Genomic DNA, 12428 nt, shown 5'->3' on the forward strand with positions numbered 1-12428 from the left:
GGGACACGACAAGACGCAGATCAAACACTGAACTGAACCCATAAACACAAACGGACCCTTTCGGGTCCGTCTGCGGTTGCGGCATCAGAAGACACTCACAACGGGTTAGCACCTAAAGTGTCTTCCGAACGCAGCCCGTCGTCAAGTCACGCCCGTACTTCGGGCGGGCCGCGCTGATGCACGTCCCCCAGATGCCTCGTCTGGCCGCGTATTGGCGTGTTTTCTTCGGGAGACACCATGCTTTTGCAGCACGGTGCTGGTATACCTTGCCAGCCGTTACTTCACGCCTCGAATGAGGTTGCCTGGCCGATTCTGGCCCAGATCGATGCCGCATTCCGGCATTCCCCCTCTATCGCCAACACCCTGCATGGAGTGCGGCGTATCCACCAAGGCGCACGAGGCCGGAGTACCTCGCTGTTCCCCAGCCGCAAATCGGGTGGCGCGATTCCGCTGGAAAGTAAATTGGAGCTGGCCTACGCAGCCGTGCTGGAACGCTCGCCAGCGGTACTGCGCTATCGCACCCAGGCGGTTCACATCCCGTTGCCAGCAGGGCAGTCGGCTTTCCCCGATTTCCTGGTTGAGTTGGTGGAGGGTGGCTTCGAGCTGCACGAGGTGAAGCCATCGATAGCCCACCTATCCCGAGCGTATCTGGACCGGTGTGAGCTGATCAGCAGCGTGTTACAACCAGCGCAGGTGCCTTTTCGGCTGGTGGATACGGCGCAACTTCCAAATCGGAAGCACCTGGAATGGCTGCTGCAGCGCTACGCGCGCGGGCATCTACAGGTATGGACCGCCGCCCAAGTCCAATTGGGGGCGGAAGTGCTGGTTGCATTTCAGCCGACTTCGCTTGCGCAGGCCCATCGCCATCTCACCCAGGCCGGATTTCCGGCACAGTTGGCGGACTACTTGGCCTTCCATCGTCACTGGCACTCGCCGGAGGAAATCGCGCTGGAGGGTGCGCTATGACCGCTACTGTCATCGACCCCCAAGTGGGGCTGCGCTTCGAGTTCTATGGTGAGGAGTTCGAAGTCGCCTTCGTGGCCCGAGGCATGGTGCGCTATGCGGCCACGGCAGGCGGTCAGCAGCACAAAATGCCCCTCGCTGACTTCGCCGAGCTTGCGCGGACTAACAAGATTGCGGTGAAGAGCGAGTCGGTACGCCGCACCGTGCATGCACACAATGCGCCGGCACTGGTTCGCAAGCACCGTTATGTGGAGGCGGTACTGCGCCAGCTGCCGCATCCCACCGCGCGCCAAGCCCTCAATGCCGTGATCCAGCAGGTTGCGGCTGAGCTGAATGATCCAACCCCACCCACTGACAGGGCCGTCATTTATTGGCTGCGGGCCTTTGAGTTGCATGGCGAACAAGGCTTGCTCAGGAAGAGGGGATCAGGCAACTACGCCTTGCAATTCGATCCTGAGGTCGAGTTGCTCATCAATGAGGCGATACAGCAGATTTATTTGAAGCCTGAGCGCTCCAGCGCGGTCGATATTCGCAGCTACGTGGTCGGCAAATTGGCTGAATCGGGCTTGTGCTCGGCATTCCACACCGACATTCGCGTGCCGACGTTGCGTTCGATTCAGCGCCGGCTCAAGCAGCTTGATCCCTATGTCGTCGCCCGCGCTCAACGTGGTGAGCTTGCCGCGAACCGGATAGCCCGTGCGGCCGGCAGAACACGGCGAGCGGGCGCGCTGCTTTCCGTGGTCGAGATGGATACGCACTATTTGGACATCCAGGTCGTCGATCCGGATACCGGGGAGGTGTTAGGGCGGCCGTACCTGACTTGCCTGTTTGATGTGTGTACACGTGCCGTAGTAGGCATGCATATCAGCCTGTACCCGCCGAGCGCTGCAACGGCCTTGGCTGCATTGCGCGACATGCTGACCCGACCGAATCGCGGCCTGCCGGGCGGTGTTGCGATCATTATCGTCCCCGACAACGGGGTTGAGTTTAAGAACACTGCGTTTATGCGCGTCTGCGAGGCGCTGGCGATCATCCTCTCGCCAGCACAAATCAGAGACCCCAATGGCAAGGCGCATATCGAGCGTTTCTTCTACATCCTGACCCGAGGGTTGATCCAGAAGCTGGCTGGGACGACCTTCTCGAACCCGGTAGCGCGCGGTGACTACGACTCGGCCAAGCACGCGTGCCTGACGCTGAATCAAGTGGCTGACCTGATCGAACAATGGGTCAACGAGGTGTATCACCAGACCGTCCATAGCCGCACCGGCCGCGCACCAATTCTGGCTTGGGAAGATCTGGCCAAGGAGATCGCACCGCTCGCGCTTTCGGTTGAGGATGTCGATGCCCTGGCACGACGGCCGGAGATGCGGACCATTCAGCGTGGCCGGGTGCAGGTCGATAACATCGAATATTTTTCGCATGCCTTGGCAACACTGGAAACGCAAGGGTTGGATCGGGTCACCGTGCTGGTCAACGATCTGAACCTGCACTCGGTATTGATTCAGCATCCCGCCGAAAAAGACACCTTTATCCTCGCCGAATCGACCGATCCGGAATACACGGTCGGGCTCGATTGCTATATGCACGCCGAGTCGAAGCGCATCAAAAAGTCGTTTTCACAGGCCGATCTCAAAAAGCTTGGCCCTAACGCGAATGCCCTGGCTCGCGCGCGATTGCTGGAGGAGATCCGTAGCGCCAGCCAAATCGGCAAAAAGCGCCTGCGCAAGCTCACCAATGGTCAGGGCCGCGAGACCAGCGCGTCGCAGCAACAGACCCAGATGACAGAGGCCAAGCACCGCCGTCCGTCCGTGGCGGGCCCGAGCCAGTTTATGCCAGCGCCCGAACTGCCCAGTCCCGAGGCCGTCCATGTCGGCGCAGCGGAGGCAACTGGGTCGTACACCGCGTTCGAGCTGGAGTGGTGAGCATGCAAACCATCACTACGCTCCAACGCGTTGCGCTGCTTGATAAGGTCGTCATCCCTCATCCTGCTTGGGCGCAGGCCATGCAGGGCATCCAGGACTGCGTCGCAAAATCCGAGGTCTACCGCGAGCCAGTGGGCAGCCTGCTCCTAGCTGATGGCGGCATGGGTAAAACCACCGTCTGCCGGGCTATTCTGGCGCAGATGCCTCGCACCACCAAAGTCGAACAGCGGCTGGAAAAGACCCTCATCCCAGCCTTCTATGCAGAGGTGCCATCACCCGCAACCGTCAAAACGGTCGCCGCCAGTTTGCTGGCCAGACTGAATGATCCGAGTCCATTGGCGGGAAATACGGCGCAGATGACTCAGCGGCTCTGTAGGCTGCTGGGCGCGTGTGAAACGAAGCTGGTGCTTCTGGATGAGTTTCACCATCTGTTCGATATCCGCAAAACCAGCACGCGAATCAACAGCAACGTCTGCAACTGGATCAAGTCCTTGGTGAATGAGACCAAGGTCACGTTCTGCTTGGTCGGCTTGCCTCAGTTCGCTCCGATCCTTGCCATCGACAGCCAGCTTGCACGACGTTTTCCGCTGGAGTTTGCGCTACCACCCCTGCGGGTCGGGACGACGGCGGAACCTGGTGCGTTGCTGCTTTTCCTTGCCCAGATCAAGCACACCCTGCTGCACAAGCTGCAATTTCAAGCTGTGCCGCATCTGGATCGGCACGATATTGCCCTGCAAATCTATGCCGCAACGGGCGGCTCCCCGGCGTTCGTCATGGCCTTGGTCAAGGAGGCCGTGCGCTTTGCACTGGACGCGCAATCCAACCAGCTCACGCTGGAGGATTTTGCCTTGGCTTGGCATGCCGGGATCACGGCGAAAGCCAGCCTGAGCCGAGACAATCCGTTCAAGAGTTCGCCGGCGACGCTTGCAGCCGCGCTGCGGGAGGGTAGATGAAAACCTCCCCCATCCCGGTTCGACCGCTTCCCTACGAAGACGAGTCGCCGGCCAGCCTGCTGATCCGTGCCGCTGAGGCCAACGGCCATGCTTCGGTCTATCAGTTGCTCTCGCAAATCTGCACTGTCTCCAGCGAGGAGGCGTTGATCGCACACTGGGCTGATCCCAAACGGTATCGCCAGTTAGTGCAGGCCCTTGGGCTTGGCGAGCAGGCAGCTGATTTGGCTTGGCTGCGCGCCGGGCCTACCTCGCGTAGCCCACGACTGTTCAGGTCGCTACCCGTCACGGATTCGCTGTTCGTGCTCGACGGCACCCGATTCTGCCCGCTGTGCTTGGGTGAATCGCCGTATTGGCGGCGGCAATGGTCCATCTTGCCCTTTGCGGGCTGCATTGCTCACCGTTGCCTGCTGTTGGACCGGTGCACCGCTTGCGGCAAAGCCTTGAGCCCCGGCCGTGGCGGCTTGCGACGCTGCAATCACTGCCAAGCATCGCTGACCACGATGAAGGCCGCTCGGATCAAGCCATTCCCCTTGTTTGCCCTGGAATCGCTGTTTGAGCAGAACAACGCTGCTGCGGTCACCAGTGTGCTGAGCTTCTGGGACGCGTTGCGCCAGTTCGACGGCCGGGGCGACGCACCGCAAGTGGCGTTTGACCGGCTTGTGATGGCGGTCGCTTGGTTCAGCGACAGTCCTACCGTCGTTGACCAGCTTGCGGATCAGTTGGCCCAGGACAAGACAACGCATCCCCGCATCCGGATGCTGCCTTTTTTGACTGCTGATCCTGCCATCGCCGAGTGGGCAGAGCAGGTACTGAATAAAGTGTCGTGCGTGGAATGGCAATACACCCCCGGTCGACCTGTCGCAGGGGCGCTGACCAAGCGGGAAGTGTGTGCCGTGCTGCGCGTCTCGGCGGCGGAACTGGCGACGCTGATCCGAACTGGCGCGCTGCCATGGCCGGCAGCAGGAGGGCGACAGCCCAAAATCCCGCTCGCCCAGATCGAGGCCTATTTGGATCGCCAACGCGTACCCAATGCTCAGCCGGATGTTCGAAGCGATCAAAGCGAGCCTGTCGCCGACGATGCCTGGCTCGATGTGACCATGCTGGGATCGCGCTGGCAGGTGCACCCGGAGGTGATCCGCTCACTGATTGCAGCGAAATGGCTCCCCGGCCGGAATCGCACCGTTAACCGCTGCCGCAAGATGATGGTCTCACTCGATGAAGCCAGTACCTTCGAGCAGCAGTTTGCGTTGGTCGGCACCTTGGCGCGGGAATGGGGCGTCAACGCCACCAACCTCGCCGAGAAACTCAAAAGCCTGGGTATCAAAGCCATCGGCGGCCCCGGCATTGATCGGGTGCTGACTTCGCTGTTCAAGCGCGCCGATATTGTGGGTGTAAACGCGGAGAGGCTGCAGACCATCACGCAATACCCCACACGCACCGGCCGCAAGCGTAAAGCAGACCACCAGCGCGATGCCCAACAAGACGGGATCGCGACAGCAGAGGTCGCGGAGCTGCTGGGGATCAGTACCCAACAGGTCGCGGTACTGCTGCGACGCGGGGTGTTAAAGCGGACGGCAAAGATCCATCGTCCAGCCCGTGTTGAGCGCGACTCCTACTGGAAGCTCGCGCGCACCCTGCAGCGTGATGATCTGCTGTCGATCGATGCTGCCGCCGAGGCACTTGGCGTGGGCGTACCTTGGTTTCGTTCGAACTGGGTCATCACCGGCATCATCAAGGTGATCGATCTGGGCATTTGGCGTTTCGTGACCCGCGACGATGTCGAGACGGTGAGGCAGCTGCGCGGGCGGTATTTCACCGCAACGGAGGCCGGACGGGTGCTGGGCATGCACCGCACGCACATGTTCAACCTGGAGAAGCAGGGGCTGGTGCAGCCGCACCGGTTTGGCAAGAACAAGCAGCTGCGTCTGTATCAGCGCGATGCAGTACGGGAACTGGTACGGCAACAGCAAGTGGCTTCAGATCACACGGCAGAGGAGCGCTCTCGCGACAAAACCTCTTCACTTGGACAAAACGGGCACGACTGGCTGCCATTACCCGATGAGGACGCTGTAAACGGCGGACCACCGCGTTTGACGTGGGAATCATTTTGGGAGGGGAAGCTGGAGGGCTGGGAAGAAGTCGAGCCCGCAGTGCAAGCTGCTGAAGCTAGACCTGCCACCAAGCCAGCTGGGTCATGAACTGATGCGGCGGTGTTTTCAGCGCATGCAACCAGTCGGCCAGCTCAACCACGTCCAGACGGCGGTCGAGGTTTTCCACCTTGGCGACATAGGACTGCGGCTTGTCGAGCAGATCGGCAAGCTGGGTCTGGGTCGTGCCGCGCGCTTCCCGCAGCGCAATAAGCTGCTCGATAAACTGCCGGTAGCGCGGATCGTGGATGGACTTCATCCACGCATGGGACCATTCAGTCTAAAATATCCCAAAATAGGATATTTGGACGATTTGACCCCCTAGGAGGACGAGGTATGGCTTTCCATCGCATCGGCGATTCGGTTTACTCCGACGAGGAGCTGCGCGCGCACAACGAATCCACCATGAACATCCTGGTGCCGGCCGTGGTGACGGCAATCGGCATCTATTTCCTGCATGGCTGGCTCAGCCCAATGGCGTACTTCATGGTGCACACCACGACCGCCAAGGTGATCTATCTGGTGTCCGGGCTGATTCTGTTCTGCCTGGGCTACACCTTCCGCAAATTGATCGTGGCGTTGGTGGCCCTGCTGGTGGTGGTGGGGATTTTCTTTTTGATGGGCGCAATCGTCTGGCAATGGCTGAGCGCATGAGTGCAATCACCAGAAGAAGAGGGGGCTGAATGTGATCCTGGTGATCGACCTGGAAGCGACATGCAGTAACGACGGGGCTATCCCGCCGCATGCGATGGAGATCATCGAGATTGGTGCGTGCTGGGCCGGGGTGGATGGCCGCGTCGTTGACCAGTTCCAATCGTTTGTACGCCCCATCGAACGCCCGGTGCTCACGGAGTTCTGCACCCAACTGACCGGTATCCAGCAACAGGACATCGACCCTGCGCCGACCTTTGCCGAGATCAGCAAAGCGTTGAAGGCATTTGCTTTACAGCATGCCCAAGCTGAGTCGGTGTGGATGAGCTGGGGTGCCTATGATCGCAAGCAGATCGACCTGGAGATCGCCCGTCATGGCATCGCGAACCCGATTTCCTTGCCGCACATCAACGCCAAAAAGCAGTTCACCAAGCTACAGCGCGTCGGCAAGGAGGTCGGCATGTCGCGTGCGCTGACCATCTGTGGATTGGAATTGCAGGGTGCACATCATCGCGCATTGGACGATGCGCTCAATATCGCTCGTATGCTGCCGTGGATCACCGGTGACCGATTACTCAGCGACGAGAGAAAGCCAGTATGGCGACCGTACTGAAGCCCATTCGGGCGGTCGTGTTTGATGTCTATGGCACCCTTGCGGAGATCCGAAATCGCCGCGCGCCATTCAAGCGGCTGCTGCGCTACGCCGAGGAACAGGGGCGAGAGCCGCAAGCGGATGATGCCGCGCTGGTCATGGCACAACACGGCAGTCTCTCAGAGGTGGCTGCCCGACTCGGCGTTTCCCTGCCGGAAGATTTATATCAGCAGCTAGAAGCTGATCTGCAGGCTGAGCTATCGAGCATCCGGTTGTTCGATGATGTCAACAGCACCTTGGCGATGTTGCGTGACCGCCGGCTCAAGCTCGCGCTGTGCTCAAACCTCGCAGAACCCTACGCTGCGCCGATCTTGGCCCAGCTCGGCCTACCCCTCGACTGCTACGCCTGGAGCTTCGAAGTAGGGGCGGTCAAGCCCGACCCGAGAATCTATGCCTATGTGCTGCAGCGACTGGGCTGTGCCGCGGAAGAGGTGCTTTTTGTGGGGGATTCAGTCGAGGCAGACTTCGCTGGCCCCACGCGGATAGGGATGCGAGCTCGACTGATTGAACGAGGTAGGCGGCGGGCGCTTCAGGTGATGATGGAAGGTCTCAACGGTATATTGCAATGAAAGTGGTAGCGCCCTGCTAACGGCTTCATAGCTCACTAGACTAGCGGGTTAGTCTTGTATCCTGCCGGTGAGGCCACCGGTATCAGAATAATCTTTGCTGTGTATCTAGTTCGTTATCCGGTTGGTGCCTCCCAATTTTTTGTTGCTTGAGCATTTCAAACAGATGATCTGCTGCTTTTTTGGAGAGTGCTATGGCGCGAGGCGCTGGATTGGAAACAGCGAAGAATAATGAGAACATAGGGGCGCCATTAGGCGCGTACAGAATGATTGGTGCGCTCACCCAGCCTTTGAATAGCGTACAAAGGCGGCCGTGCATGTAACTCGCAATTTCTGCGGGCGAGGATTCGCGTTGTTTGATAACCGCTTCCTTCTGCGTTAGTAGGTCTGTAGTTGATCGCTCTATATAAAAAACATTCCTCCAGTCTGTGGTTCCCAGCACTTTGTCAAGTGACGCAGCCTTGGAAGGAACTACGTCGCTAAAATTTATGGCGGCTTGTCGATAGACAGCGCTTAGCGGAAATAAATACCATACGTCTAAGGCTTTTGTTGCAGCGATCTGTTCTACAGTAGTCCAGTCAACGGACATGCCATATGGATCAAGAAATAAAACCCCGCGTGTTGATTTCCAGTTTGTACTGGACAAGATATTTTTGAGTGCACCGTTGCAATCGTCCTTATAAATGTGCACGTTCCGTTCAGGATGACTATCTGCAAGGGCACGCAATTCTCTTGCATGTGCTGCTTTAAGTTCAACCAAGTGCAGCGCATCAAATGCAGGTGTACATTCCAGTGCGTGCAAAGCCGAGCCCGTTATAGTCCTAGTGGCTCCGTCCGATACCTTGACATCGCATTTTCCGGTTCCTGCAAATGCATCAATATAAACTCGGTGAAACGGATTCTCTGCCGAAGGTTGATTTTGCAATGCAGTGTTAAAGAATTGCAGATAGCGCCGCAATAGTTCCAGCTTGATAAGTGTCCAAGGTCCACCAAAGATATGCTTCAAAATTGGCTCCAAGTACAAAATACGATTTTTATGAGAACTGCTATGCACACTATGCCCACGAACTTTATGGGGGCATGATGCAACTCGATAAAATTTGGACTCAGTTCCTTGTGAATTTCTGAAGAGGGTCGGACTAGAATACGCTGTGATCTGGGCTGGAACGACTTCTCACCTTATAGAAGCAGTCGCTCAAAAAACGAAGGACCGCTGTGGCAGGAGATAGATCCTGTCCGAAGCAACGATACTGGCCGCAGCCGTTCGCCTGCCACCCGTTATGCTGGAAATACCGATTTCACGTTGAGCGGCAAGCTCAGCGACAACTTCTCCGAAAATCCTTGCTGTCGCTGGTGTCTGGTTGCAATGATCCGAAAACAGTTGTCCAAACGTAATCCCTTGGTCGTACTTTCTGACCAAGCGCGCTATCTGCTCTAGCATAACCGATTGACTCATCGCCTTTGCGCTATCATCGAACCCGTACGGCAGCGTGTTCTGACCCCGGAAAGCATCATCATAGACCGGATCATATCCATTCATCTGGAACATATCGAGACCAGCGCCACCATAATGAATAAAGTAGTTACTGTTTTGCCAATGCACTTCGGTCATGACGTCTCGTGCACGAGGATGATGCGACAGGTGCAGCAACCAATAATCGCCATGCCCATCCTTGTTTCGGATGAAAAATGGGGTGTAGTAACGAGCGCCGGAGCCTTCTACCAGACGATGGTATAAACAGGACTGCACGAAAAGTCGCCAATGCGGCTCTGAACTCTTGATTTCCTCAAAAGTACGGCCGCCGAAAATATCAGGCATCTGGATTTTTTCCAGAGCGTTTTCCAGATTCTTGTCATTGGCGTAGTTGAGCAGAGAGTCGACCGCAAATGTAAGGATAATTTCTGCTGTGGGTAATAATTGCATAATCTGGCGCATCTGCGGAACAGGCACCTCGTTATATCCATACTGATCCAAAACAAAAATAGCGCGCCCGTTGCGAGGACTTTTTCTTTTGATAAACTCAAGGATTCCGGGTAACTCCCTTTCGAACTTGTTTCGACGTAAGAAAATTGATTTATCGAACTCCCTGCCGTACCCGCGTTTCTCAAGAGACTGTTTGAGAAGGCCAAAACCATCACGATTTTTTTCGATAAAGAAGTGGGAAACATCAAACCGGACAGGTTTTTCTCGCTTCCGGTTCACAAGAAATTCTGCTTCTGATGCAGCCTGCAAAAGGATCAAGGGAGAGCCTTCAACCAAGGCTTCCGTATCCTGGTGTATGTATTCGCCAGCCCCCGCAAAGCCATCCACTACTGTGAGCCGAAATTCATTTCTCGCACGCTCTCCCACAAGCGTTTGATAGTAGGCCGCCATATAAGATTGCAAAATGCGATGTTTCGCAATGCTGTGCTGCTGAATCTTATCTGGCCCGTTGGAGTAGTTGTACTGGCGCCTCGACATATCCTAAAGATTCACCCCTCTTGGCATTTCGTCATAAGTCCGGCCTCTTAGCTGTCGCCCGTTGTGTTTCTTAGCACGGCGCTTACCATCTGCGCCCCAGCCGCCCCATTGCTTGAAGAAAAAAGCCACATCCTGTTCTTCACACTGCACCTGGACGGCTTCTACCCACTCAGGTTTCATGGGGCGTGCTTTTGGCCCTGACTCTCCGCCCACAATAACCCAGTGTATATCCGTAAGATCGATGATGCCAAGGTCTTCAAGCAAAGGCTCAACAGATAGAAATCTGACTGTCGCATCGACCGTCCTCAGATCATCAATTCTTGGCAAACCATACTTTCTGTCCTCAACAGATACACCGAGCCAGGCATTCGGCGGCGCGACTTTCCCTTTGAAGTAAGCAGCCAAGCGGTCAGCGCGCTTGGTTAGGATTTGGAAGGTGTGCCAGTGCGCGGCACGGATGGTGGCAAACACTTTGTCGATGAATTCGAATGGGATGTCTTCATGAAAGAGGTCAGACATCGAGTTGACGAAGTACACCGTCGGCTTTTTACGCCCGAGTGGGTCTTCTAGGCGGTTTTCCAGTAGCTGCAGCTTGAAACCCCGCTCGTAACCAGGCGTGCCCATGGCCTGCAGGCGCTCTGCCATCACTTCGGCGTAACAATGCTTACATCCCGGGGATATTTTGGTACATCCCACGGTGGGATTCCACGTCATCTCTGTCCATTCGATTTTGCTGCCCGTTGTCATGCCATTACCTCTTTCACATCAATCTTGTTCAGATAGACCGCTTCGACCAGTGATCCCAGCAATTTTGCCCGACTCATGCCAGTTCTTTGGGTGATCGCCCGCAACTGAGCCAACGTTTCTTCAGGCACCCATTCCTGAAGCCGCCGACACCCTTCATCCTTTTTCCGTTTGCGGAAGACGTTCTGGGCATCTGCAACTTGACGGATCCGGACAGAGGATGGAGGTGAGTTCTGCGTAGTTTTTGGCATATGATCACATCGAATATGATTACAGTGTAATCATATTTGTTTTATGGGAATAGTCAACAAATTCAGTAAATTAAGTGGGCTGGAGTGTTAACGAGCGTGAGGCGATTAGCTGTCTAGTATCGGCTCATAATTTACCGACCCGCAGTTGGCGTCTCTACCTGGCTCGATCAGTTTTGAGTACGCTTCGCGCCGCGATTGCCGAGTCCCGCATATGAACCTCCGTTTGCACGGGCGCGCCCGGACTACCCCGGCTGTCCGCGCCGAAATCCAGGCTGCACCGCCCTCCATCACCGATGCCGAGTTGGCTCGCCGTTATGGCGTCAGTAAACCCACCATCGCCAAGTGGCGCCGCCGCACCAGCGTGCACGATGAATCCCATACGGCGCATCGGCTGCAAACGACGCTGACACCCGCGCAGGAATACATCGTCGTCGAACTGCGCAAACTGCTGCGTCTGGCGCTGGATGATTTGCTGGTGGTCGTTCGGGAGTTCCTGAACCCCGACGTCTCCCGGGCCGGGCTCGCCCGGTGCCTGGCTCGGCATGGCGTGGGTCGCCTGCAGGCGCTGGAGTCACAGCCCCCCACCGACAAGGGCAAGCCGTTCAAGGCTTATGAGCCTGGCTTCGTACACATCGATGTGAAATACCTGCCGCAGATGTCCGATGAAACAGCGCGGCGCTACCTGTTTGTCGCCATCGATCGGGCGACCCGCTGGGTGTTCGTGCAGATCAGGCCACACAAGACGGCGACCGCCGCCCACGCCTTTCTGAGCGCCTTGAACAAGGCCGCGCCATTCCGGATTCGTACGGTGCTAAGTGACAACGTACTAACTGCAAGTGGCTTTTCCTCGCCAGGCAACACTTCGCCTCAGGCAACTCGATTGCCCATATAACGGCTTTTCCGGCACATGCCGATCCGATGCTTCCACCCATTGAAGGGAAACCCTGCTCACCATAATTGACACAGGATCCGGCATCGAACCGGCCCTGACCTTACCTAACACAGCATGGGGATCCCGGTGGAAGGCCCAAGCATTATCTACGAGGTCATGTCTGCCTCAACGGCCCGCACGAGAGGGGTCAATCCACCGGGTACAGCGTGCTCGAAATAGCCCTGAT

At 57.0% G+C, this 12428-nt stretch carries 12 protein-coding genes and 1 pseudogene; 8 read left to right on the forward strand and 5 right to left on the reverse strand.

All coding sequences use genetic code 11. The features are described 5' to 3' along the window. The first annotated feature begins 237 nt into the window (after positions 1-237). From C556_RS21155 to C556_RS0118390, 4 genes are read left to right on the forward strand one after another with little or no spacing between them, the layout of a single operon-like run. On the forward strand, positions 238-966 hold the full coding sequence (locus C556_RS21155) for a hypothetical protein (RefSeq protein WP_211214755.1): 729 nt from the start codon (positions 238-240) through the stop codon (positions 964-966). Then, positions 963-2885 carry a TnsB C-terminal domain-containing protein gene (locus tag C556_RS0118380; RefSeq protein ID WP_018749714.1) on the forward strand — a complete coding sequence of 641 codons (1923 nt, stop codon included), beginning with the start codon at positions 963-965 and terminating at the stop codon, positions 2883-2885. Before C556_RS21155 ends, C556_RS0118380 begins: the two co-directional genes overlap by 4 nt. Positions 2886-2887: 2 nt before the next feature. Next, positions 2888-3838, forward strand: a complete 951-nt coding sequence (locus C556_RS0118385; protein ID WP_018749715.1) for a TniB family NTP-binding protein — start codon at positions 2888-2890, stop codon at positions 3836-3838. Then, positions 3835-6036, forward strand: coding sequence for a TniQ family protein (locus C556_RS0118390; protein WP_018749716.1), 2202 nt, complete (start codon positions 3835-3837; stop codon positions 6034-6036). Before C556_RS0118385 ends, C556_RS0118390 begins: the two co-directional genes overlap by 4 nt. Here C556_RS0118390 and C556_RS0118395 read toward each other — a convergent pair. After that, positions 6005-6244, reverse strand: a complete 240-nt coding sequence (locus C556_RS0118395; protein WP_018749717.1) for a helix-turn-helix domain-containing protein — start codon at positions 6242-6244, stop codon at positions 6005-6007. The genes C556_RS0118390 and C556_RS0118395 overlap by 32 nt on opposite strands. Before the next feature lie 77 nt (positions 6245-6321). Here C556_RS0118395 and C556_RS0118400 point away from each other — a divergent pair, with 77 nt between their 5' ends. From C556_RS0118400 to C556_RS0118410, 3 genes are read left to right on the forward strand one after another with little or no spacing between them, the layout of a single operon-like run. After that, positions 6322-6639, forward strand: a complete 318-nt coding sequence (locus C556_RS0118400; RefSeq protein WP_018749718.1) for a hypothetical protein — start codon at positions 6322-6324, stop codon at positions 6637-6639. 31 nt (positions 6640-6670) lie between these two features. Then, positions 6671-7249, forward strand: coding sequence for a 3'-5' exonuclease (locus C556_RS21160; RefSeq protein WP_018749719.1), 579 nt, complete (start codon positions 6671-6673; stop codon positions 7247-7249). Then, positions 7234-7857: an HAD family hydrolase gene (locus C556_RS0118410; RefSeq protein WP_018749720.1), complete on the forward strand. Its 624-nt coding sequence runs from the start codon at positions 7234-7236 to the stop codon at positions 7855-7857. Before C556_RS21160 ends, C556_RS0118410 begins: the two co-directional genes overlap by 16 nt. An 82-nt stretch (positions 7858-7939) precedes the next feature. On the opposite strand, the gene C556_RS22520 is transcribed toward C556_RS0118410, so the two are convergent. The 4 genes from C556_RS22520 to C556_RS23315 form a co-directional block, all read right to left on the reverse strand. Continuing rightward, positions 7940-8860 (reverse strand): three-Cys-motif partner protein TcmP, encoded by a 921-nt coding sequence (locus C556_RS22520; RefSeq protein WP_157236270.1) that lies wholly within the window; start codon positions 8858-8860, stop codon positions 7940-7942. A 189-nt stretch (positions 8861-9049) separates the two neighbouring features. Next, positions 9050-10315, reverse strand: coding sequence for a three-Cys-motif partner protein TcmP (locus C556_RS0118415; RefSeq protein ID WP_018749721.1), 1266 nt, complete (start codon positions 10313-10315; stop codon positions 9050-9052). Positions 10316-10318: 3 nt separating this feature from the next. After that, complete coding sequence (locus tag C556_RS0118420; protein WP_026263210.1) at positions 10319-11062, reverse strand: DUF5131 family protein; 744 nt, start codon at positions 11060-11062, stop codon at positions 10319-10321. Continuing rightward, positions 11059-11310 carry a hypothetical protein gene (locus C556_RS23315; RefSeq protein ID WP_157236271.1) on the reverse strand — a complete coding sequence of 84 codons (252 nt, stop codon included), beginning with the start codon at positions 11308-11310 and terminating at the stop codon, positions 11059-11061. The genes C556_RS0118420 and C556_RS23315 overlap by 4 nt, the downstream gene beginning before the upstream one ends. 211 nt (positions 11311-11521) lie before the next feature. Between C556_RS23315 and C556_RS0118425 the strand changes: the two are divergent. Continuing rightward, positions 11522-12133, forward strand: a pseudogene (locus C556_RS0118425) (transposase family protein); the annotation flags it as partial. Between the last annotated feature and the right edge of the window lie 295 nt (positions 12134-12428).

The sequence above is a fragment of the Chitiniphilus shinanonensis DSM 23277 genome, from assembly GCF_000374805.1.
GTDB classification, from domain to species: Bacteria; Pseudomonadota; Gammaproteobacteria; order Burkholderiales; family Chitinibacteraceae; genus Chitiniphilus; species Chitiniphilus shinanonensis.